Genomic DNA, 22,085 nt, shown 5'->3' with positions numbered 1-22,085 from the left:
TGTGTCATCCACGATGTATGAGCATTCCGCGGAACGCCATCAGAAACAGGCCGAAGGCGACAACCCACAACGCGCCTGCAAGGCTCGTCAAAGCCGCGCCGTAGCCCGGCAGCACCTCGACCAGGAGGCGGGATAGACAGCAGACTGTCATCGCCAGGAAGGCCAAGGTTGCCGCGCCGGAAGGCGCAAAGGCGCGGCGGCTGTGCTTGCGGATCATGCTCGCCATGATGGCGAGGGCCATGGTTCCGATGCCGCCGATCGTCCAGGCATGAACGGCGGCCGGCCGCCCCAGGCTCGCCGGCGCGAAAATGTGGATAGCCAGGAGCCCGAAACCCACGATGATCCAGCCATACCCGATATGAAGGGCGAGAACCGTCGACGACGCCGCGCTTCGCCAACCATTCCACTGCGCCACTCGCATCGCCTGGCTGCAGGCGGCAAGAACGCAGGCAAGCCCGGTGAGTTGCGCCTGCGGCGCTGCAACCCACATCCCCAAGCCGCATGCCGCCACGATCGCGGCCGCATGCTCCAAAGCGGCGGTTCGACCGACGACGATCCGACCGCCGGCGCTCTCGACATAGGCCACGGTCAACGCCGGCACGACCCGCCCTCCGATGATCATGACCAGGCCGATGATCGAAGCCAAGGCCAGCCTCAGTGCGAATTCCACCTGGCAGGATGCCGCGGTGAGCACGTTGCCTACACAAAAGACGAGCAGCAGGAACAATATCTTCAGATTGCGGCGGTCGTGCGCGGCGATCACGTGTCTCGCCGCGATCAGCAACAGTATCATGACCAGAAGCGCCGAGAGGCCGAGCCCTGCCGAGGGCGATAGGAACAGGAAGGTCAATCGGCTGCACAGCCAAACAGCGACCAACAAGCGGGTAGTGAGCGGCGACACTGCACGGCGCCCTGTCCAGCGGGGCAGCGCGGTCAGCAGGAAGCCGGTCAGGATGGCCGGAACCATCCCGAACAGAAGCACGTCGCGATGCCAGTCACCGAGAGAAATCTTCCCCGGGCCGATGGCCTGCACACCGAAGGCCGATGGCAGCCAGACTGCCGCGCCCACGATCGCGTCCAATACGGCGATGAGAAAAAACGGCCGGAACGGCGACGGCATTCGCTTCGCATCGACCGCGAGCGTGCTCCCAACAGTACCCATGCACCGTTTCTCCCGAGATGACTGACGCAACATCCCCGTTCGCGAGTTCGCAGCACGACAACGATCAAATGAAAGGCAATACCGTCGACGATCGATCTCGGTATTTGCTCCAGCGCAAACAGCGTTCAGAAATGGTCGACTATGTTCGAAGGGCCTTTTCAGGACTGTCGTCGCCAACCAGAAGCAGGCCCAACGGCCTGAATTGCAACAGATGAACCACAACGTTCCACCCGACAGCATTGAAGAGGCGCGCTTTGTCGACACGGCCATAGTCGGCCGCCTGGCAACCGTAATCAAAGGCGCCCAGCTCGAATGCGAGTGCAAATCCAGGCTCGACGAGATGCTGGCGCGTTTTGCGGCTTTGGAGACCCGGCGCGCGGCGCGCGAACATCTTGCCAATGCCCGCAGTCAGCGCGAGCGTATCGAAGCCATTCTCTTCTTTCTGCAAGATCTCGATGAATTGGACACGGCCGAACGGGACCGCAGCGTCTACGTGGATGTCGCGCTTCTGTTCGACGACATCGCGAACACCGCCAAGGAGGGCGCATCCTCGATGCGGCTACTCAGCCAATCCACGCCGGCCGGACTTTAGGTGGTCGATAGCAAGATTTGGCGACCGATCCCGCGAACAACTGCTCTTCCTAGAATTCGACGTCACCCCGCAGGTTCGGGCCTTCCTATTTCGACCCGCCATTCCGGCGGTCCCGCTTCCAGGCAGATCCACACGCAATCGTCGGCAAAGAACGCCTCGAACCGGCGCTTGAGCCCTTCGGGGTCGAAATCAAGAATGACAACGAATGTCTGACCGGGCTTCAGCCCGTCGAACATCGAAAGCACCGCGGACTGTTTCCTTTCGGCGGGAAGCCTGCGCACATCGTATGTCGTGGGCTTCGGCATCTGGAAATTCATGGCAACCTCGCGCGTTTGAGCAGCACCTCAGAACGATCGACGGCGGCGCCTTTCTTTTCACCCCACCGCGTCAGCTTGTCGCCCGGGTCGACCCCGCCCAACTGACCAGGCGGGCGGCCATCTCGACGATCATCTCCTCGATCGAGGCCGGCTTGACGTAGAAAGGCGGCACCGGCGGCGCGACGATCGCCCCCATCCGCGCCAGCCTCAGCATCGCTTCGAGGTGCCCCTCATGCAGAGGCGCCTCGCGCGGCACGATGATCAGCCGGCGCTTTTCCTTCAGCACGACATCGGCGGCTCTGGTGACAAGGTTGTCGCCCAAACCGTGCGCTATCGCCGCAAGGGTTCGCATCGAGCACGGAACGACAATCATGCCATCCGTTCTGAAAGATCCGCTGGCGATGGGCGCGGCCAGATCCTGGTAGGAATGCGCATAGTTGGCGACGGAGGTCAGCTGGGCAAGACCGTCGGCGCCGAGCTCGTGAGCGATGGTCATGCGCGCGCCCTTCGAGGCGACGAGATGCGTCTCCACGCCGGCCCTGACCAGCTGGCGCAAGGTTTCGAGCGCGAGCACGGAGCCGGATGCACCGGTGACGCCCACTATCAGTCGTTTGGCCATTTTTTCCCCGAACGGTCGTTTGCGAGAAGATCTCGTTCCATCGCTGCGACACCTGCTCCTCGATACCGGATGACATCTTCAGCTCCTTCCCCCATTCACGGGAGGTCTCGGATCCGATCTTGCGCGTCGCGTCGAACCCGACCTTTCCGCCAAGCCCTTCGAGCGGCGATGCAAAATCGAGGTGGTCGATCGGGGTCCGGTCCACCTGCATCAGATCGCGCGAGGGATCCATGCGAGTGGCGAGAGCCCACATCACGTCCGGCCACGATCGAATGTCGATGTCGTCGTCCACCACGATGACGATCTTCGTCATCGAAAACTGCGGCAGCAGGGACCAGAACCCCATCATCACCCGCCTCGCCTGGCCGGGATATTTCTTGGCGATCGAGATGACCGCAATCCTGTAGGAGCAGGCTTCGGGCGGAAGCCACAAATCGAGGACTTCCGGTATCTGCTGGCGCACGAGCGGCTTGTATACGTCGAGCAGCGCATCCCCGAGCACGGAGGGCTCGTCGGGCGCCCGCCCGGTGAACGTCGTCAGGTAATGCGCCCCTTCGCGGACGCGGACGCGCTCTAGCTTGAATACCGGGTACCGCTCCGGCGCGTTGTAGTATCCAGTGTGATCGCCGAAGGGACCCTCCAGCGCCGTTTCCGTGGGAGAGACGACACCTTCGAGAACAATTTCCGCGCTGGCGGGTACGTGCAGCACGATGCTCTTGCACGGCGCCAAGCCGACGCGGCGGTTGTTGATCATCCCGGACAGCGCCAGTTCCGAAACGCCTTCGGGAGCCGGCATCACCGACGCGATCAAGGTGGCGGGGTCTGCACCGATGACGACCGCCACCGGCATCTCCAGGTTCCTCGCCTGCCACAAGCGATGATGCGTGGCGCCGCCTCGCACGGGCAGCCACCTTATGATCGCACGGTCCCGGGCGAGCACCTGCATTCTGTATATGCCCAGATTGTATGTGCTCGGGTCATCCTCTCCAGGCGGGCGGGTGACGACAACCGGCCAAGTGATGAGCGGACCGGCATCCCCCGGCCAACAAGTCTGGACGGGAAGGACCGAGAAATCCGGATCGGCGTCCCTCCACTCTCTGGGCGCGGAGACGATCTTCGGCCGCGCGACGAGCACCCCGCGCGCCGCGGGCAGCATGAGTCGGGCTTGACGAAGGTTCTGCGGAGCCTGGGGTGATCTCATCCACGCCAGCAAGGCGCCAAGGGTTCCAAGCCCGTCGAGGTCGGTGCCCAGACCCCAGGCGACTCGCTCCCGGGTGCCGAAAAGATTTGTAACGACCGGAAAGGCCGACTTCACGCCACAGTCGTCGATCGGCGCGGTCAGGCGCAGCGCCGGCCCTTGCGCGAAGATAACGCGCTTGTGGATCTCCGTCAGTTCGAGCCGAGTCGAAACAGGAACGCCGACCTCCCGAAGTTGCCCGCTTCGATCCAGGTGGGAAAGAAACGAGCTGAGATCTGAAAACGGGGGAGGCAGCGGTGATGCATGGCGAAATCCGGCACGACCGGTTCGTCGGCCGAACAATCCTGCCACGAGCGCCACCGAAGAACTTTGAGCTAGCGCAAAGAGGGACCGAACCGTCCGCGCTATTTTTCGAGCTTGGCAGCGGAAAGCGATTCGGCTGGCCGTCATTGGCGGCGAAAGGGGTTCACATGACTGGCGGTCGGCTCAGTGAGACGCTCGAGGCTTGGCGGTTCGCGATCGCAGTTCTCAAGGACCATAAACGGAGCAAGGCGGCGCGAAGGGAATTCTGGGCGCTCGGACCGGCTGAATGCACAGGCATCCTGGAGGACATCGGCCTGTCGCGAAGTGAATTCGACGATGCCATGCGTCTGCCTTACGCGTCGGAAGACCTACTTTCCTCGGCAATGCGATCGGTCGGCGTCGATCCAGACGAATTTCGATCGCTGGTGGCCGTGCGGGACCGTTTCATGGCACGCATCTGCATTACCTGCCCGCATCGCCGCCGGTGTCATGGTCATCTGGAAACATTCGACTTCGAAAGCCGCTATCAGGATTTTTGTCCCAACAGCTCGAATTTTGCGGACTTGCTCGACGGAGGGCGCGGCGCATCGTCCGCTGCAAGATCCTCTTGAGCCAACTTCACACGACGGGACGCACGCAATGGTGACGGGAAACATGCAACTGAGATTGCCGGCGCTGGTTCGCCATCTTTTCCCTAGCTTTGCCGGACTGCCGCTTGGGCCGTTGCTGACGCTGTCCTTGCGCTCTTTGGCCAGGCGGCAGCCGCGATTGTTCGAGCGCCTCGGCGAACACCGCTCCACTTGCTATTTCATCGACCCGATCGACCTTGCCTTCGCGTTCATCGTGGTGCCGGACGGCGAGCGGGCCATTGTCCGTGTGGTAAGGAAAAGCGAGATCGCGACATCGAGCGTCCTGATCAAGGGGCCTCTTCTGACGCTGTTGAGCCTTCTCGACGGCACGCTTGATGGCGACGCGCTTTTCTTCAGCCGGGCCATTTCGATCAGCGGCCGCACGGAAGCAGTGCTGGCGCTGAGGAACACGATCGAGGATGCCGAGCTTAGCCCGGCGGATTTGCTCGGCCTGCGCGGTCACCTGGCTCGCCTTGTCGACACGGGAATTCTCGGGGCGTTGAACGTCGCGCGGCAGATCACCGATCGAAACCCCGGACGCGAGGCACCTGAGGCATGACAAGCACACGCATGGAACTCGTTTGCCCGGCCGGAACTCCGGCAACGTTGAGGGCCGCCGTCCAGGCCGGCGCGGATTCGGTCTACTGCGGATTTCGCGACGAAACGAATGCCCGGAATTTTCCGGGCCTCAACTTCTCCGGGGAAGAACTGGCCGAAGGGGTACGCTTCGCGCATGACCACGGCAGCAAGGTTCTGGTCGCCATCAACACCTTCGCCCGGGTCAATGATCTCGACCTGTGGAAGAAGGCAGCCGACTTGGCGGCCGAATGCGGCGCAAATGCCATCATCGCTGCCGACATCGCCGTCCTCGATCACGTCGCGAAGAACCATAAGCAGGTTCGTCTTCACCTGTCCGTGCAGGCCGCGGCCGCAACGCCGGAAGCGATCAGATTCTATGCGACGAGTTTCGGCGTCCGCCGGGTCGTGCTGCCAAGAGTGCTTTCGCTTCAGGAGATCGCGGCGCTCAACCGTAAGGTCGACGTGGAGACCGAGGCATTTGTGTTCGGCGGCCTTTGCGTGATGATCGAGGGCCGCTGCTACCTTTCTTCATACGCGACGGGCAAATCGCCAAACCTGAACGGCGTCTGCTCGCCGCCCGAAATGGTGAGTTACGACGAGGAGGGGCACAGCACGGCGGCACGGCTTTCCGGGTTCACGATCGACCGCTATGCGCCAGGTGACCCGGTGGGTTACCCCACCCTGTGCAAGGGCAAATTCAAGGCCGGCGGCAAGACCTCCTATCTGTTCGAAGATCCCGTCAGCCTGAATGCCGGCGGAATGATCGCCGGGTTGAAAGCTGCCGGCGTAACCGCCTTGAAGATCGAAGGACGCCAGCGCGGCAAAGGTTACGTGACGGAAGTGGTCCGTGCGTTCCGGAAGACCGTTGACGCCGTCGAGCAAGGTGGCGACGCGATCGAGATCGACCGGATTCTTGCTGGCCAGTCGGAAGGTTCCCGGCAGACGGCAGGGGCGTACAGCAAGAAGTGGAGATAGCACCTTGTCCGCAATCGCGTTGACGCTTGGGCCGGTGTTCTTCCACTGGTCGCCCGACCGCCTCTTGGACTTCTACCGCAGGATAGCAGACGAGGCTCCGATCGACCGCGTCCATGTCGGCGAAGTCGTATGCGGCAAGCGGATGCCGTTTTCGGACCCGGCATGGCCCGAGATCATCGAACGCCTCGAGCGCGCCGGAAAGGAAGTGGTGCTGTCTACACTGGCAGCACCGGCGACCGTTCGGGAACGCAGAAGCATCGAAGACCTCTGCGGCGACGAACGGCTGGTGGAGATCAACGATGTCACCGCCCTGCCGTCACGCTCCGGCAAGCCCTTCGTGACCGGTCCGTTCCTGAACGTCTATAACGAGGCTTCCGCGCGGTTCCTGATCCAGCGCGGTGCCAGAACGATTTGCCCGCCCGTGGAATTGTCGCTCGCCGCCGTCGGCGCCATGGCCGGCGCATGTCCCGAGGCGGAATTCGAGATTTTCGTCTTTGGTCGGCTTCCGCTTGCACTCTCGGGACGATGCTACCACGCACGAATTCACCGCCTTCACAAGGATTCCTGCCAGTTTACCTGCGAACGGGATCCGGACGGTTTGGCGGTCGATACGCTCGACGACCAGGAGTTCCTTGCGATCAACGGCGTGCAGACGCTGTCCAACCAGGTGCAAGCCTTCTGTCCTGCACCTGCAGAGCTCACCTCCAGAGGTGTCCAGCGTGTTCGCCTGTCTCCGCACACGTGCGACATGATCGAGGTGGCGAAGACCTACAGAGCGCTTCTCGATGGCAGGGAGGATCCCAAGGCTGCCCGCTTTGTCCTTTCGTGCCTCGATCTGCCCGGCACGCTCGTCGATGGATACGCCCATGCCAAGCCCGGATGGCAAATGACCGCTTCGAACTGAAGAAGACGGATTCGAGCGGAAAAGATGACCCAGATTGCAATCGTCACGGTATCGGACCGTGCAAGCCGAGGCGAGTATGAAGACCTTGGCGGACCTGCCATCGAGCGCTGGCTTCGACGTGTCGTAGTATCGCCGTGCGTCTTCATCCGTCGCATAGTCCCTGACGGCGTGGAAAGTGTCCGGAATGTGCTGATCGAGCTTTGCGACCAATGCGGCGTCGATCTAGTCCTGACGACTGGAGGGACCGGTCCATCTCCGAGGGATCTCACCCCAGAGGCCATGCAGCAGGTCATCGGCAAGGAACTTCCCGGTTTTGGCGAACTCATGCGGCAGGCCAGCTTGCAGCAAGTCCGCACAGCCATTCTTTCACGTCAGACTGCAGGAGTGCGCGGCCGTTCGCTGATCATAAACCTGCCAGGCAAGCCGGCTTCGATCGGCGTGTGTCTGAATGCAGTCTTTCCCGCCGTGCCTTACTGCCTCGAACTCATCGGCGCGGGCTCGATCCTGCTGGATCCTTCCGTTTTTCAGCAGCATGACTGACAAAGTAGTCGCGAACGTGTGAAAGCACGCCCATGTTTTCATGCACCTCAATCACCTTGGTGCCGACGACGCGACTTTCGAGCCTATGTCGGCAAATATATCCGAGAAGGCCAAAACAGCCCGACCTGCTGCCCAGAATGAACCATTTTCCTGCGACCTGCATGGACCGAACGACCTCGCCGAAGAAATCGTTCGCTCCTAAGGATCGCGCCTTCTCGTCGCCGCAGACATGCGTCTGGAGTCGATCCCGAACGACCTCGACATAACTGTCCTCAATCGTAGGCCCGTCGAACAAGAAAATCTTAGCTGTCCGAAATTCCATCCAAACAATCGCATATTTGACTTGCATGGATCGGATCCGCCTAGCGCTGCTCCGCCAGCCATGAACCTAGCATCGCCGATGCAGTCCACCGCTGGCTGGCCGAAGTTGCACCATTGGCAGCCGCTTGACTGTCTCGAGCGCGGGCATCCTGGAATCCGAGCAATCCGGCGAAGTCGGCCCACATTGCGGTGCCTCCTTCAGCCTATGACCTCGAGGATGCGTTCCGGCGAAAGCGGCAGTTCCGTGAGTTCTGTACTCAAAGCGTCGTTGACTGCATTGACCACCGCCGCCGCCACCGGGATCGTCGCAATCTCTCCGACGGCCTTGGCGCCGAACGGGCCGGTTGGCTCGCCCTCTTCGACGAGCAAAACGCGCATCGGCGGCATCTCGGGCGCATTGGCCAGCGTATAGCGGCTGAAGCTGTCGCCGCGCATCCGGCCCGTGGCGCGATCAATTGCGACATCCTCATAGAGCGCATAGCCTATGCCGATCTGGATTCCGCCGTGGATTTGACCTTCCACCAGCATTGGATTGATCGCCCGGCCGACATCATGGACGGCGAGATAGTCGGTCACCCGTACACGGCCAGTGAGTCTGTCGACCTCGACCTCCGCGAAATGCGCCGCATATGAGCCTGGATTGGCCTGGGAGCGATAGGTTTCGGTTGCCGCCGGTAGCTCGATCCCGCGGTTCGCCAAACGGGCAGCGAGGTCCGGGAGCGTCATTCCAGGGCCATTCCCGCGACGCACAGTGCCAGCTTCCAGACATAATTCTTCGGCGGACATATTCAGCTCCAGACCCGCAGCTGCACGGATCGACTTTGCAAGGGCTTCTCCAGCGCGACGGATGGCTTCCCCGCAGATATAGGTCATGCGGCTGGCTCGCGTGCCGAGGTCGTAAGGGCAGGTGTCGGTATCGGCGGGAATGATGACGATGTCGCATGCCCTCAGCCCCAGCGTCTCGGCTGCGATCTGCGCCAGCGTGGTATCAGCCCCGCAACCGAGATCATGGAGTGCGCAGACGAGTTCGGCCCGCCCGTCCGGCAACAGCCTCAACGAGGCCGTGGTTTCTTCATGGAAGCCCGGATAACAACCATTGATATGGGTGGCCGAGGCAACCCCGACCCCTCGGCGCCATCGCCCTCGCCCGATGCCTTTCTGGCGGCGTCCGGCCCATCCGAAAGCTTCAGCGCCGCGCGCCAGGCAATCTCGGCCCCGGCCGTTGCCAAGGTCGAGCCCCTGCCAAGGTTCGATCGCGCCCGGACCGACAAGATTTCTCTGGCGCAGGACCACCGGATCCATTCCCATCCGACGGGCGGCTATATCCAGCGAAATTTCCGCAATCGTGTGAATTTGGGGCGAGCCATAGCCGCGGAAAGCGCCTGCGGGAACGGTGTTCGTGTAGACGGCGCGGCCGCTATAGCGCTCCGCCGGAACGTCATAGAGCCGCACCAGCCGCTGAAGCATCGAACTGGGCAGATAGTTGCCGCCGGTGCAGTAGGCGCCGATGTCGATGAGCGTCTCGGTCTCGCGCGCGAGGATGCGGCCGTCGGACCTGAATGCGATCCGCATCCGCCCCGTGACGCCGGAGCGCGTTCGGGTAGCGGTGAATGTCTCATGCCGATCGTAGCGAATGATTACCGGCCGACCGAGCTTCAGGGCGAAGAAAGCGCACAATGGGTCGAGGATCGGCTCCGCCTTTCCTCCAAACGAGCCACCTATCGGGGTTTTTTGGACTCTTATCTTCTCAGGCGGCAAGGCTAGCGCCTGGCCGACGACCGCCTGAACGGCAAAGACGCTCTGGCACGGCGACAGTATCAGGATGCGGCCGCCGGGTTCGGGCTTGGCGATACAGGCATGGGTCTCGACCGCGCAATGATGGCTCCGCGGGGTCGTGACGCGGGTTTCGACGATCAGATCGGCGGCGGCGAAGCCAGCCTCCGGGTCCCCGTATACGAAAGTCTCGCCGGCTACGGGGTTCAAGAACGTTGGGGTATCGTCCTCCCGTGACGGCAGCCCCGCATGACCCAGCGCGACTTCGGGGTCAATGATGGCAGGAAGGTCCACATAGTCGACCTCGATCAGCAGCGCAGCATGACGAGCAATTTCTTCCGTATCCGCAACGACCGCTGCCACTCGATCGCCAATGTGGCGCACGATTTGCGGAAACATCTGTTCGTCCGCCAGCGCCTTCTGCCCGGAAAACCATATCGAGCTGTTATAGAAATGAGCCGGCGTATTGCCGTGCCAAAACACTTCATGCACCCCCTCGACCGCCAATGCGGCCGTGGCATCGACACGAGCGACTCGAGCATGGGGACGGGTGCTCAGAACGAGCGCGCCGTGCAGCAGGTTTTCGATATCCAGGTCGGCGGTGAAGCGCAAAGCACCCGTGACTTTCGCTACGCCGTCAATCAGCGGCACGCGGCGGGACAACTGGTTCATTCGGCTGCGTCCTCGAAAAGCTGCTCCCGCGGACTTAGCCCCAGCGCTTGCGCGACCAGGTCGAGCCCCAGCCCCGCGATCGCGTGACGCTTGTAAGCTTGCGAATTGCGGCCCGGGATCGCCGCATCGACCTCGGTTGTCAGGGCCGAAAGAAAATCGCGCAATGTGGCGGAGCACAGTTCCTTGCCCGCAAGCGCAACCTCTGCAAGGGGCAGGCGCAGCGGACGCGGCCCCAGCGCTCCGGCGGCGATTCGCACAGTGCCGAAATGACCATCCTGAAACTCGGCCAACAGCGCGATATTGAGACGCGAGATGCTCAGGTCTTGTCGGGGTCCGAGTTTGACAAAGGCGCTGTATGGAAGAAGGCCGTCGCCCGGCAGTATCACTTCTGCGATCAGGTATCCGCGGTCAGGGACATAGTCGCAAATTGCGAGCTCGCACGACGCGCCATCACGTCCGATGCATGCCAGGCGTGCCTTCGCTGCGACCAGCGTGGGCACAAGATCCGCGGCCGGGGCGGCATTTGCGATGTTGCCGCCGATGGTGGCCCGGTTGCGGATCTGGACAGACCCGCATTGCGCGGCAGCCTCGGCAAGGGCAGGCAGCCGCACTGCGATTCCGCGATGCGCGGCAATCGCAGCGACAGTCGTGGCGCCTCCGATGCGGATGCCGCCGCCATCGGCGGAGATGAAGCCCATGCCCGCTATGCGAGAGATCAATCAGCAGGCCGCCTGCGGGCAGCGGGCGACCTGCGATCAGCAAGTCGGTTCCTCCTCCGATGAAATTTATCGGTCCCGCCACTGCGGACAACAACGCCCGCAACTCCTCCGTATCGACCGGTGCGGTCACTGACAGCCCGCTCATCAACGAGCCGCCTCGCGAGCGGCAGCGTGGGCGGCAACAGCTTGAACGATGGTCTCGAAACCCGTGCAGCGGCAGATATTGCCCGCCAGCGCGTGGCGGATTTCGACTTCGAGCGGATTGGGATTGGCACGCAAGAGCCCTTCGGCCGCCATCAAGATTCCCGGCGTGCAATAGCCGCATTGCACCGCGCCCATTTGCAGGAATGCTTTTTGCAGATCACCGTTTCCGCCAAGTCCCTCAACGGTGGTGACTTCGCGCCCCGCGGCCTGGAACGCCAGCACCAGGCAAGAGTTGACGGGCTGGCCATCCAGCAGCACGGTGCAGGCTCCGCACTCGCCTTCGCAACAGCCTTCCTTGACGCCTGTCAGGCCAAGGACATCGCGCAGGAAGCCGCTTAACCGCGAGACGGTCGAAACTTCCGTCTCGACCGCCTGACCGTTAACGTTGAAGAATATTCGCATAACGAGGAATGGTTCTGTCTGAAACGTTTGCTCTGCGGCGCTTCGCCAATACTCTAAGTATTGTTTCCGCAATTCCGGACGGAAAACCGCTGCACACCGGAATTGCTCTGGACAGCGGCGTGATCATCAGCCGCCGCAGCAACAGTCGCACCCGGATGAATGCAATCTCTTGATCTCAACGCGCCAAATGTCCGGCCCTTGCTGCAGATATTCCCAACCGAACAGGCCAGGATATCTGGCTTCCATCTGGTAGCGCAAAGGCCGCGGATCGTGATCGTTCACGATTATGAACGACTGTCCCTCGGCTAACGCATGGACCATTCCGAAAATTCGAGGATGGCGCTCCATAGGCAAGATGGCCCGTACGTCTAGCTGAAGCGGAGATGCGACTTCTGATTCAGACATTTCATGATTCCCGACTGCTGTGGAAACGGCCGGGCAAGCGACACTCCGACCGGCGCAAAAAATCTAGCCGAATCGAACCCCGCCTATTTGTCGAAGCGCAAACAATTCGCAGAAAGTGCCGCAATGGGTGAGACGTGCCACCCCAGGCGGCTCCTTCTAGACAAAGATCATCACGGCCAAGCCACCGAGCACGACCAGGGAGAGCCCCGCGATAAGCATAGGCAGCAACGTGTGGCCTGCCCTGGCCCCGCTTGCTGCTTCAGTGCTGAATACGAGAGCCGGCCACTCTTCAATCACTTCTTGCTCCTCGGCGACTAACTTCATTTGCTTTCACCTTGCTTGATCACGGCCATAACGGCCTCCGACCCGCGGGAGCGCCGAGCGTCACCCGGTGTAACGTCAATACTGTCTGGCGCTTCCGAAGCCTGAATGTATCAGGTCGACAATGTCGCTTCTTTGCGTTCGCGCAAATCTGCGCTTGAGAAAGCAGGTGTCGAACAGCTTCGAGCGAGTCCGATGTTTGCCAGCAAACGCGGCCAAATAAATGTGAAGCGATTGAACCAACATCCGCATTCAGCGGCGTTATTGTCCGGCGCTGCGGCGCATCCAATCAACGCCTAACTGGCCAGGTCCCAGCCGTTGTGGAGAGCGGGAGAACTGGCACGCGGTACCAGCCCCGGCATTCGGCGATCCGTCAGACCATCCGGTCGATGACGCGCCCGTCAGGAAGCACGAAATAAGCCTGCGTCGCTCCGGCCTCGGCGAGGGCCGCCGAGGCGCGATCTATGGGCATAACGGAAAAGGCGGTCGAAAGCGCGTCGGCGCAGGTCGCGGTGGGCGCAACAACCGAGACGCTGAGATAGCGATTTGCGCACATGCCCGTCGCTGGATCGAAGATGTGGTTGAACCTCCCCGACGCGTCGAATTCGGTGCCGTAACCGCCTGATGTGGAGACTGCCTGGTTGTCAAGACCGAGCGTCGCTATGAAGCGATCCTCGGCACGCGGGTCTTTGATCCCGACCGACCAGGGACGGCCCGCCGGATGAGCGTCGAGCGCACGCGTCTCTCCCATATCGACCAAAGTGTGCGTGACACCACGGGCGCGCAGAAGCTCGGCGACGCGATCGGTAATGTAGCCTTGCGCAATGCCGTTGAGGGTGAGCGCCATGCCCGACTGCTCGAACGCCACTTTTCCGGGGTCGACGGACATGCGCTGGTAGCCGCATTTGGCCGCGGCGCCTCCGATGTCGGCCGGTGACGGACCATTGGGATCGGCGTCAGCCGTGCCGAAGTGCTTCGCGTAGAGCGCCCAGAGCGGCTGCACCGTCGGGTCGAAGGCGCCGCCAGTCGCACGAGCATAGTGCTCACTCGCCGCCAAAAGCTCGACGAGTTCCTGTGGCGGATCGGTCAGCTCGCCGTCGCGGTTCAACCGGGAAAGCGCGGAGCTGTTGTCGTAGAGGCTGAACACGCGCTCCAGTCGATGCACCTCGGCGAGCGCATCCGCGATCATGCGCTCGGCCTCGGCGGCATCGGGATGGAATATCCGCAGCGAGGCATCGGCGCCAAGCGCGACACCGCGCCATTCGTGGAACAGCGGTGATGCCCGGCCTGGCTTCGCGAGACCCGATCCAAGCGCTGCAAGGCCGAGACCCGCCACCGCACCGCTGATACGGATGAAGCGGCGTCGGCTCATCGGGCCAGCCAGTTCGCCGCCTGGCTTCATTCCGTTGCGCGGGATTGTCGAAGGCTCTGTCATGGCTTCACCACGGTCTTGGGCTCCAACGTTTCGCCGGCCGAAACATCGGCGACGTCATCGTCACTTTCCAGGATGTATTTCTCCGGAATCTCGCCGAAACGGACGACCATTCCGCCATGCGACGCCATGAATGACCGGGCGGCCTTCTCATCGGAAAAGGGCACCGCTTCCTTGCCGCCCATACCGGCGTTGTAATCGCTGCCGATAGTATACCAGGCATCATGCGCCTCGACCCAGGCCCCTGCCTCCGGACGATCCCAATTCCTGGCCAGCGCCATGTCATTGACGTAGATGGCGACGACGTCCTTCGACTCCCCGGGAAGCATCGAGAAGGCGACGGCATCGCGAACGGAGGAAAACCAAACCGGCTCGGATCTGCCGGCAAGGAAGGCCTGCCCCTTCGGCCCGCCATGTTCGAGCAGGCCCATCGAACAGAAATAGGCGACCGAATTGGCCGTCGGCTCCTGCGGCGGCGGTTTGCGCAGGCCGGCGATGTCCTGATTGCAGCCCGCGAGCAGCATGGAGAGGGCAACGGCGACAAGCACGCCGACAATCTTTACGCGCATCATGGCTCTTTCCTTGAAAAGACGAAAGCGGCGAGGGCGAGAGGAACCGCCACCCAGGCCGCCAGCGCTGCCAGCAGCACGGCGCGACCGAACTGCATCTGCCCGGCAAGGCCGGCCATCCCGGCGAACAAGCTGGTCTTCGACAGCCCGGCAAGATTGAGGAGCCGGAAGATGTCGGCCGGATCGAGGAGGAGCAGCCAGTTGAAGGCAGCGGCGCTGATCGTCCTGCCCTGATCCGCAACCAGCAGGCCGAGCAGCGCCATGTCGTAGAGAAGGACGAGAACCAGCCAGATGCCGATGGCGAGGCCTGCCGCGGTCGCACGCTCGCGCACGGTTGCGCTGATGAGGTATCCGAGCGCGACGAAGACTGCGCCGAGCAGAACAGATGAGCCGACCATCCGCGCGAAGCTGCCGAGGCTTTCGGCATCGAGCTCGCCGGCCGTAAGCGCGAGAGCCGCTCCGGCGGCGCCGTAGCCGAGCACGGTCGCTACCGTCAGGATCGAGAGGTGCCCAAGGAACTTGCCGAAGAGGATCTGCCAGCGCGAAAGCGGATAGGAAAGGAGAAGAAGCAGCGTGCCTCGATCCCGCTCGCCCACGATTGCGTCGTGGGAAAGGAGGAGCGCGATCAGCGGAACCAGGAAGATCGTCAGGCTCGACAGGCTGACGACCGTGACTTCGAGCGGGCTTGCGCCGACCACACCCGTGGGAGCGCTGCCGAGAAACGCAAGCGTCAGCGCCAGGCCAGCCATCAGCAGGACGGCGCCAAGGGCCCAGCGGTTGCGCAGGCCGTCGCGTATCTCGCGACCGGCAATTGTTGCTATGGCGTTCATTCCGCGGCCTCCCGTGTGAGTTCGTCGCAAAGATCGACCAATGTCGGCGGCATCACTTGGATGTCGGAGACGCCTTCGAGCAGCGAGACGCTGCGGATCGCCTCGATCTTACCGTCGTCGGCGCAGGTGAGCTCGAAGCGCAGATCGTCGAGCCACTGCACGCTGCGCTGGGCGGTGAATTCCCGTGCCGCATTCCCGTCGGCGACCTGCACCCGTATCCGAAGCGGCAGGTCCGCCAGGCGACGGAGTTCGGGAAGCGCACCGCATGCGACCATGCGGCCGGCCTTCATGATGGCGATGCGATCGGCTTGCTCGATGTCGCTGAGCGCATGCGAGGAGAGCAGCAGCGTCGCCCCGGTGTCGCGCAACTGCGCCATGACGTCGTAGAACATCTGCCGCGACTCGATGTCGAGGCCGGTTGTCGGCTCGTCGAGGAAGAGGACCCGCGGCTCGCCGAGAAGCGCCTGCGCCAATCCGAGGCGCTGGCGCATGCCCTTCGAATAGGTGCCGACGCGACGACGCGCCGCAGCAGCAAGCCCGACGCGTTCCAGGAGCTGGTCGGTGATGCCGAGCGGCACTTGCTTGAGACGCGCGTAGAAACGCAGCACTTCGCGGCCGGTCATGGCCGGGGAGAAGGCGACGTTCTCGGGCAGGAAGCCGATCCTGCGCCGGAATGCCATTGCCTGGCGCCCTGCCGGGTTCTCGCCGAGCAGCGTGACGCGCCCGGCGGTCGGCGTGAGCAGGCCGAGGGCCATCTTGACCAGCGTGCTCTTGCCGGCCCCGTTGTGCCCCACTATGGCAACGCACTCGCCGGGCGCAACCGAGAGGTCCACGTCGCGCACGACGTAGCTATCCCCGTATCGCTTCGATACGCCTTCCATGAAGATCGTCGGCGACATGGTCATGGCTTCACCTCCAGCGCAGGCGGGACGGGGGCCATCAGCGGCGCGCTGTCGATGACGCCGCCCGGATGGAGCGCGGGGAATTCCGCTTGAGCCCAGCGTATGACTTGCACGGCCGGGCTGTTGATGAGGAGCTTGGCCGTCGGATAAGTCCACACGACCTTGTCGAAGATGTCGTTCGGACGGTAGGCGGTATCGGCGATGCCATCGCCATTGAGGTCGAACGCCGGATTGTCGCTCCAGTAATTGCCGCGCCCGTCCGCCGACCAGTCGAGCGACCGTGTGCCCACGTAAACGACCTGGGAGCGGTTATGGACGAAGGCATTGCCGGTCATCCGGTTGCGCTCCGAACCCGCGGTGAAATGGATGCCGACAGCGCAATCCTCGAACCAGTTGCCGGCGAACTGGTTCTTGTTGGCGTTGTAGATGAAGACGCACTGGTCGCTTCGCCGCACGACGTTGCTCTCGATCTGCGCATCGTTGGCGTAGTTGAGCAGAAGGCCGTGATCGCCATCGTCCTCCGACAGGTTGCGGCGGATCACCAGGCGGCTCGAATACATGATGACGTAGCCGTCATGGTTGCCGCGCGAGACGTTGTCGCTGACCTCGCTGTCGTTCGTGTACATGTAGTGGACGGCGAAGCGGACGTTCTCGATACGGTTGCCGCGGAAGATGTTGTTGCGGCTGGCATTGGTAAAGATGCCGTCGCGTCCGCCCGTGATGTAGTTGCCGATCACCTGCGCCCCTGGCGCGTTCCAAACGTAGATACCGTTGCCGCGTTCGTTGGTCCTGAGGTCGGTCCGTCCGACGATGCGGTTGTTCCGCACGATTGCGTTGGCGGCACCGTGAACATAGATGCCGACGAGGCTGTTCTCGATCCGGCTGTCCTCGACAATTGCGCCCGCTGCGCTGTCTTCGAGAAAGACCGCTGCGTCCATGGGATCGTCGATGCCTGAATTGCGTATCGTAAGGCCGCGCACGACGACGTTCGGAGCAACGATCTCGATGGTGCGGCCTTGGCCCAATCCATCGAGCACGGCACCCGGCTCGCCCTCGATCGTCAGAGCGTGGTCGACCCGAATCGGGCCCTGGTACTCGCCGGCGGCGAGCCTCAGTGTATCGCCGGGATGCGACACGACGATCGCCTGCCGAAGACCGTCACGCGCCGCAGGGACGGCGAGGGTTTCTGCCCGCCCCGCCCCTGGGAGGAGGAAGGCGCAGGCGACGACGAGGGCCGCCGCAACTGCGCTCCTGCTATGCCGCTTCCGGATCATGCCGGTTGCGGCTCCACGATCATGCGCCCGGCCATTTCCATGTGCAGGGCGTGGCAGAACCACTGGCAATAGTACCAGTGGACGCCGGGGCGGTCCGCGACGAAGGTCACGGACGCGGTCTGCTGTGGGCCGATCTCCATCGCAACCCCGTGGCGCACCATGGTGAAGCCATGGGTCAAGTCCTCGACGTCATCCATGTTGGTCACGATGACGGTGACCTCGTCACCCTGTTTCACCGTGAACTTGTCGAGGCTGTAGGCCGGCGCGACCGAGTGCATGTAAACACGCACCTTGTTGCCGTCGCGGATGACGTTGGCGGCCTCCTCGAGCTTGACGCCGTCCTTTGCCGCCTGCTGGCGCGCCTCCTCCCACATCGGGTCGCCGCGCTTCCACACGATCTCCGGCCTGACCTTCGAGCGATGGACCAGGCAGATGTCATGCGGCTCCGCGAAGCTCGGCCCGTCATGGACCAGACGCATCTCGTCACCCGCGATATCGATCAGCTGGTCGTTCTCCGGATGCAGTGGCCCTACCGGCAGGAAGCGATCCTTGGAGAACTTGTTGAGCGACATCAGCCATTTGCCGTCCGCCTCCTTGGTCTCGCCCATGGAGGTGTGGTTATGGCCCGGCTGATAGTGGACGTCGATCTTCTGGATGATAGGGTCGACCTTGGCGCCGCCATAAGCCTGGATCGCCTTGTCGAGATTCCATTTGACGACCTGGCTGTCCAGGAACAGCGTGGTGTACGCGTTGCCCTTGCCGTCGAATGCCGTGTGGAGCGGTCCGAGTCCCAACTCCGGCTCGGCGACGACGACGTCACGCGGCTTGATCTTGTCGTCGAACAGGTCGTCGAAGCGGCGCACATCGAGAAGCGTGACGGTCGGCGAGAGCTTGCCTGCAATCGCGACATGGATGCCGTCGGGCGCCGTGTTGCAGCCGTGCGGATTGTTGCCGGCCGGAACGTAACGCGTGTAGCGCGAGCCGTGCCGCCCGTCGACCACCCGCACGCCATTGATCTCCTTATAGTCGCCTTTCTTGACGGCGTCCTCGATGCGCTTGATGTTGAAGATCACAACCCAGTCGCGGTCCGCGGACGTCATGTCGGCGAGCGTCACGCCCCGCTCCGAGTTATAGCAGGTCGAAAACGCATACTTGCCCTGGTAGTCGGCATCCGTGTTGTCGAGATTGCCGTCGACCAGCACCTGCCAGGCGATCTTCATGGTATCGCCGTCAATGGCCGTGAAGACCGACCAGTATTGCTTCGGATCGTCGAGGATCTTGCCGTCGTTCGGGATCGGGATGATGTGCTCGCTGTTGGCGAACACGTAGCCGGTCCGCGGATATTTCTGCGGGCGCAGTCCGTGGATGTCCGATGCGTTCGGAATCTCGATGATCTTGTCGCACTTCATCACATCGCAACGGATGCGCGCGACACGGCAATTGGCCTTGTCGTTGACGAATAGGTAGCGCCCGTCATAGGTGCCATCCGTGAAGGACATATGCGGGTGATGCAGGTCGCCATTGAGGTACACGCCACCACGCTTGGCGAGGAACGCTTGCGTGGTCGGCATCAGGCCTTCCGTCATGATCTTGCGGCTCTCGTTGGTGAGCCCCCAGCCCGTGGCGCTGCAGCGGTTGAACACCGGAATGCGCATGAGCTCACGCATCGAAGGCAGGCCGACGACGCGCACCTCGCCGCACTGGCCACTCGAGCTGAAGCCGTAATATTCGTCGAGGTCGCCGGGGCGGATCTCGCTGGTTGCCTCCTTGGCGTGGGCTGGCCCGGTAAACCCGGCGACGCCGACGGCTCCGCCGCCGGCCGCGCTGGCGAGGCCTGCCAGTATGGCGGCCTTGCCGCTTCCGGTCAGGAGCTTGCGGCGGCTTACTCCAGTCTCAATTTCCGCCGGCCTATCATCATCTTTCATTGGTTCTCTCCTTCTGTTGACGCGGCCTGGCTGGCCGCAGGCTTCCGTTCCACGGATGGCTCGCGACCGTTGACGGTCACCAGGACCCTCGGCTTGCGCTTGGGCTCCTGCACCATCGACGGCGACTGGAGGGCCAGGAACTTCTCACGCTTGATGCGCTTCTGGATCACCACCGGACAGCGCTGGTCGTCGTGGTAGAGCACCTGGCAGTTGAGGCACTGGATGCATTCGTTGGGATTGATCGTCCCTTCCGGATGGATCGCCTGGACGGGACAATCATTGGCGCAGCGCTGGCAAGGCGAACCGCATTCCTTATAGCGTTTGAGCCAGTCGAACATGCGCACACGGGCCGGGATGGCCAGCGCGCCGCCGAGCGGGCATAGGTAGCGGCAGTAGAACCGTTCGATGAAAAGGCTTGGTGCAAGGCAGCCAACAGCGAACAGGACGAACCACCACTCGCGGGCGAAATGCAGGATGATCGCGGTTTTGAACGGCTCCACCTCGGCCGCTTCCTCGGCGAGGCCGAGCGAGCCGAAGGACAGGCCGAAAAGCGCGAGGAAGATCACGTATTTGAACGGCCACAGGCGCTGGTTGAGCCAGAACGGCACGCGGACCTGCGGGATGTGCGCCCAGCGCGCCAGCCGATTCGTCCATTCCTGCAGCGCTCCGAACGGGCAGAGCCAGCCGCAATAGGCGCCGCGCCCCCAGAACAGCAGGGCAGCGGCGACCGCCGACCACAGGATGAAGATCAACGGGTCGCGCAGGAAATAGTCCCAGCGAAAATCGCCGCGCAGGGAGTTGAAGAATGTGAGGACGTTCACGACCGACAACTGCGCGTGCTCGTACCAGCCGAGCCATAGAAGCGTGAAGGCCAGGTACCCTAGCCGGATGCGCTCATAGGCGCGTGGCCATTTGACGAGGAAATCCTGGAAGAAGAAGATGCCAGTGAGCACGCCGATCGCGACGAGCATCACGGCGATGTCAAACATTCGCGCATGCCACATCCGCTGCCACAGCGGCGGCCCGTCATCCATGGCGGCCGGTTGCGCGGCGGCGGACGCCGGCGCGACCGCCGCTGGCGAGATAGGCGCGGTCAGGAACCTGTCAGGGGTCGAGTAGTCGAGCCCCGTCGTGACGAATGCCTTGTCGAGCGCTCCGGTCGCCCGCTGCACCAGAAGTTGGAGCCGCCACGGCGCGCCGGGATCGAGGTTCGAGCCGTCGGGCGTGACGAAGACGCCGATCTCGGGGAAGTCCGGCGCGCCCTCGGCGGCCACCGCGCCGATCCGCCGATAGTTGCGATCGCGGAACCGTATGCTGCTCTCGCTCTGGATCAACTCGACGCGATCGAAGATGCCGCCGCGTACATAGCCGGAGCCGCGAAAGGAATACGGTCCGTTGCCGGCGATGAGGACCGCCTGCTGGCCGGGTTTCAGATCCTGACGCAGGCGATCATATTCGGCATCGCCGAGCAGCGATCGGCCGACCGTCGGCACGCTCGCCAGCGCAACGTAGACGTCGACGAAGGCGGCGTTGGGATCCCCTTGCTGCGGGCGAGCGATCGCGGCGGCATTGCCCGTCCGCTGGAACAGGTCGTCGAGCTCCTTGTTCGTGATTTCAAGCCTGCGCACCGATCCATCGCCAAGCAAGGCCTGCCAGGTTTCGACGGCGCTGCCGGTCTGATCGATCGTAGGGTGGGCCGGCTGGGAAGCGATATTCACAGCGCCTCCGCCCAGGCCGCGCGACCGCGCGATCCTGACAGCCGACTGCATCATGCTGTCGGCGATGACCATCATCGTGACCGTCGCGCCGCTGACGATGTCGACCGGCATGCGGCTCGCCTCGCTCGGATCGAGGACGCGGCGACCGGCGAAACCGTTGATATAATGCTCGATCTTGGCTTGAGGGATGCCGACCAGAACGATCGGCTCGTGATGCTCGACGAGCTTTGCGCCGGTGATTCTGCCGTCGAGGTCGATGCCGACGACGATGTTGATCGGCTTGCCGGAGTAGCCGGTCGAGTCGACCACGTCGCCCGTAAGGAAGGCGTAGCCAACCAGCTGATCGCCCTTGAGCAGCTTCGCCGCAGGCGGGTTGCCCTCGACCTTCCCGAAGCTATCGGCGACGGAATCTATGTCGGCCGCCTGCAATCCGCCCAGGAACTCGCCGAGGCGGCCGGCGGCATTTGCTTCGTAGGGCAACCACAGAACGGCGAGAAGAAGGGCAAGGACAGCCATCAGGCGGCTCGCCATCGCTCTCCGTCCAAATTCGATGCGTGATTTCATTTGCCGTCATCTGCCCAGTGCCGGTCGACTGCTGACCAAGCGAGCGTTCACCCTTAGACCGGCGGCAAGCATCACTCTTTGCTCCAGCGCAATAAGACAGGATTCGTATCGGAGGCGTGTTCCACCTGCGGCCGCCACCCATCCTCGGATTGCAGAAGGGTGCCGCCTTGGCTGAGAAAAGCGGCCTCGGCAGCAGTCGCGGCGAAGGAAAGCGACCTCTGCGACCGCGTACGTGA

At 62.9% G+C, this 22,085-nt stretch carries 23 protein-coding genes and 1 pseudogene; 7 read left to right on the top strand and 17 right to left on the bottom strand.

Going from position 1 to position 22,085, the window contains the following annotated elements; translation table 11 throughout:
• Positions 1 to 4: 4 nt before the first annotated feature.
• Positions 5 to 1,195, bottom strand: coding sequence for an NnrS family protein (locus tag ACVDG8_RS27230; RefSeq protein ID WP_455707296.1), 1,191 nt, complete (start codon positions 1,193 to 1,195; stop codon positions 5 to 7).
• A gap of 178 nt (positions 1,196 to 1,373) precedes the next feature.
• Between ACVDG8_RS27230 and ACVDG8_RS27225 the strand changes: the two genes are divergently transcribed.
• Complete coding sequence (locus ACVDG8_RS27225; RefSeq protein WP_447257107.1) at positions 1,374 to 1,754, top strand: hypothetical protein; 381 nt, start codon at positions 1,374 to 1,376, stop codon at positions 1,752 to 1,754.
• Between the two features lie 62 nt (positions 1,755 to 1,816).
• Here the strand turns inward: ACVDG8_RS27225 and ACVDG8_RS27220 are convergent, their stop codons facing one another.
• The 3 genes and pseudogenes from ACVDG8_RS27220 to ACVDG8_RS27210 all read right to left on the bottom strand — a co-directional run.
• Positions 1,817 to 1,990 carry a DUF2249 domain-containing protein gene (locus tag ACVDG8_RS27220; RefSeq protein ID WP_455707295.1) on the bottom strand — a complete coding sequence of 58 codons (174 nt, stop codon included), beginning with the start codon at positions 1,988 to 1,990 and terminating at the stop codon, positions 1,817 to 1,819.
• A 151-nt stretch (positions 1,991 to 2,141) separates the two neighbouring features.
• Positions 2,142 to 2,690: a UbiX family flavin prenyltransferase gene (locus ACVDG8_RS27215; protein WP_455707294.1), complete on the bottom strand. Its 549-nt coding sequence runs from the start codon at positions 2,688 to 2,690 to the stop codon at positions 2,142 to 2,144.
• A gap of 178 nt (positions 2,691 to 2,868) precedes the next feature.
• Positions 2,869 to 4,239 (bottom strand): annotated as a pseudogene (locus ACVDG8_RS27210) (UbiD family decarboxylase); the annotation flags it as partial.
• Here ACVDG8_RS27210 and ACVDG8_RS27205 point away from each other — a divergent pair.
• The 5 genes from ACVDG8_RS27205 to mog are packed head-to-tail and all read left to right on the top strand — an operon-like array spanning position 4,188 to position 7,818.
• On the top strand, positions 4,188 to 4,802 hold the full coding sequence (locus ACVDG8_RS27205; RefSeq protein WP_447251192.1) for a hypothetical protein: 615 nt from the start codon (positions 4,188 to 4,190) through the stop codon (positions 4,800 to 4,802). The pseudogene ACVDG8_RS27210 and the gene ACVDG8_RS27205 sit on opposite strands and share 52 nt — an antisense overlap.
• A gap of 43 nt (positions 4,803 to 4,845) precedes the next feature.
• A complete protein-coding gene (gene ubiT / locus ACVDG8_RS27200) occupies positions 4,846 to 5,379 on the top strand; it encodes a ubiquinone anaerobic biosynthesis accessory factor UbiT (protein ID WP_447251191.1) in 534 nt (177 codons plus the stop codon).
• Positions 5,376 to 6,374 carry a ubiquinone anaerobic biosynthesis protein UbiU gene (ubiU, locus tag ACVDG8_RS27195; RefSeq protein WP_455707293.1) on the top strand — a complete coding sequence of 333 codons (999 nt, stop codon included), beginning with the start codon at positions 5,376 to 5,378 and terminating at the stop codon, positions 6,372 to 6,374. Before ubiT ends, ubiU begins: the two co-directional genes overlap by 4 nt.
• Before the next feature lie 4 nt (positions 6,375 to 6,378).
• A complete protein-coding gene (gene ubiV / locus ACVDG8_RS27190) occupies positions 6,379 to 7,278 on the top strand; it encodes a ubiquinone anaerobic biosynthesis protein UbiV (RefSeq protein WP_447257104.1) in 900 nt (299 codons plus the stop codon).
• Between the two features lie 24 nt (positions 7,279 to 7,302).
• Complete coding sequence (mog, locus tag ACVDG8_RS27185; RefSeq protein ID WP_447251189.1) at positions 7,303 to 7,818, top strand: molybdopterin adenylyltransferase; 516 nt, start codon at positions 7,303 to 7,305, stop codon at positions 7,816 to 7,818.
• Here the strand turns inward: mog and ACVDG8_RS27180 are convergent.
• From ACVDG8_RS27180 to ACVDG8_RS27155, 6 genes are all read right to left on the bottom strand, one after another.
• Positions 7,763 to 8,167: a hypothetical protein gene (locus ACVDG8_RS27180; protein WP_447251188.1), complete on the bottom strand. Its 405-nt coding sequence runs from the start codon at positions 8,165 to 8,167 to the stop codon at positions 7,763 to 7,765. The genes mog and ACVDG8_RS27180 overlap by 56 nt on opposite strands.
• A gap of 170 nt (positions 8,168 to 8,337) precedes the next feature.
• Positions 8,338 to 10,584 carry a xanthine dehydrogenase family protein molybdopterin-binding subunit gene (locus ACVDG8_RS27175; RefSeq protein ID WP_447251187.1) on the bottom strand — a complete coding sequence of 749 codons (2,247 nt, stop codon included), beginning with the start codon at positions 10,582 to 10,584 and terminating at the stop codon, positions 8,338 to 8,340.
• Entirely contained in the window at positions 10,581 to 11,282 is a 702-nt protein-coding gene (locus tag ACVDG8_RS27170; RefSeq protein ID WP_455707292.1) for an FAD binding domain-containing protein, read from the bottom strand. The genes ACVDG8_RS27175 and ACVDG8_RS27170 overlap by 4 nt, the downstream gene beginning before the upstream one ends.
• A gap of 165 nt (positions 11,283 to 11,447) precedes the next feature.
• The gene (locus ACVDG8_RS27165) at positions 11,448 to 11,981 is read right to left on the bottom strand and encodes a (2Fe-2S)-binding protein (protein WP_447251185.1); all 534 of its coding nucleotides are present in this window, start codon (positions 11,979 to 11,981) and stop codon (positions 11,448 to 11,450) included.
• Between the two features lie 54 nt (positions 11,982 to 12,035).
• Complete coding sequence (locus ACVDG8_RS27160) at positions 12,036 to 12,314, bottom strand: DUF2249 domain-containing protein (protein ID WP_447251184.1); 279 nt, start codon at positions 12,312 to 12,314, stop codon at positions 12,036 to 12,038.
• A 156-nt stretch (positions 12,315 to 12,470) separates the two neighbouring features.
• Entirely contained in the window at positions 12,471 to 12,638 is a 168-nt protein-coding gene (locus ACVDG8_RS27155; protein ID WP_447251183.1) for a hypothetical protein, read from the bottom strand.
• 105 nt (positions 12,639 to 12,743) lie between these two features.
• Here ACVDG8_RS27155 and ACVDG8_RS27150 point away from each other — a divergent pair, with 105 nt between their 5' ends.
• On the top strand, positions 12,744 to 12,935 hold the full coding sequence (locus ACVDG8_RS27150; RefSeq protein ID WP_447251182.1) for a hypothetical protein: 192 nt from the start codon (positions 12,744 to 12,746) through the stop codon (positions 12,933 to 12,935).
• A 73-nt stretch (positions 12,936 to 13,008) separates the two neighbouring features.
• Here ACVDG8_RS27150 and ACVDG8_RS27145 read toward each other — a convergent pair whose 3' ends face one another.
• The 7 genes from ACVDG8_RS27145 to ACVDG8_RS27115 are packed head-to-tail and all read right to left on the bottom strand — an operon-like array spanning position 13,009 to position 21,801.
• Positions 13,009 to 14,070: an FAD:protein FMN transferase gene (locus ACVDG8_RS27145; RefSeq protein ID WP_447251181.1), complete on the bottom strand. Its 1,062-nt coding sequence runs from the start codon at positions 14,068 to 14,070 to the stop codon at positions 13,009 to 13,011.
• Complete coding sequence (locus ACVDG8_RS27140) at positions 14,067 to 14,639, bottom strand: nitrous oxide reductase accessory protein NosL (protein ID WP_455707291.1); 573 nt, start codon at positions 14,637 to 14,639, stop codon at positions 14,067 to 14,069. The genes ACVDG8_RS27145 and ACVDG8_RS27140 overlap by 4 nt, the downstream gene beginning before the upstream one ends.
• The gene (locus ACVDG8_RS27135) at positions 14,636 to 15,466 is read right to left on the bottom strand and encodes an ABC transporter permease (RefSeq protein WP_447251178.1); all 831 of its coding nucleotides are present in this window, start codon (positions 15,464 to 15,466) and stop codon (positions 14,636 to 14,638) included. The genes ACVDG8_RS27140 and ACVDG8_RS27135 overlap by 4 nt, the downstream gene beginning before the upstream one ends.
• Entirely contained in the window at positions 15,463 to 16,365 is a 903-nt protein-coding gene (locus ACVDG8_RS27130; RefSeq protein WP_447257103.1) for an ABC transporter ATP-binding protein, read from the bottom strand. Before ACVDG8_RS27130 ends, ACVDG8_RS27135 begins: the two co-directional genes overlap by 4 nt.
• 2 nt (positions 16,366 to 16,367) lie before the next feature.
• The gene (locus tag ACVDG8_RS27125; RefSeq protein WP_447251177.1) at positions 16,368 to 17,642 is read right to left on the bottom strand and encodes a nitrous oxide reductase family maturation protein NosD; all 1,275 of its coding nucleotides are present in this window, start codon (positions 17,640 to 17,642) and stop codon (positions 16,368 to 16,370) included.
• Positions 17,639 to 19,567, bottom strand: a complete 1,929-nt coding sequence (gene nosZ / locus ACVDG8_RS27120) for a TAT-dependent nitrous-oxide reductase (protein WP_447251176.1) — start codon at positions 19,565 to 19,567, stop codon at positions 17,639 to 17,641. Before nosZ ends, ACVDG8_RS27125 begins: the two co-directional genes overlap by 4 nt.
• Positions 19,564 to 21,801, bottom strand: coding sequence for a 4Fe-4S binding protein (locus ACVDG8_RS27115; RefSeq protein WP_447251175.1), 2,238 nt, complete (start codon positions 21,799 to 21,801; stop codon positions 19,564 to 19,566). The genes nosZ and ACVDG8_RS27115 overlap by 4 nt, the downstream gene beginning before the upstream one ends.
• Positions 21,802 to 22,085 lie beyond the last annotated feature (284 nt).

It is taken from the genome of Mesorhizobium sp. ORM8.1 (assembly GCF_053005525.2).
The sequence above is the reverse complement of the archived record's forward strand: the minus strand, read 5'-3'. Positions and strand labels throughout refer to the sequence as shown.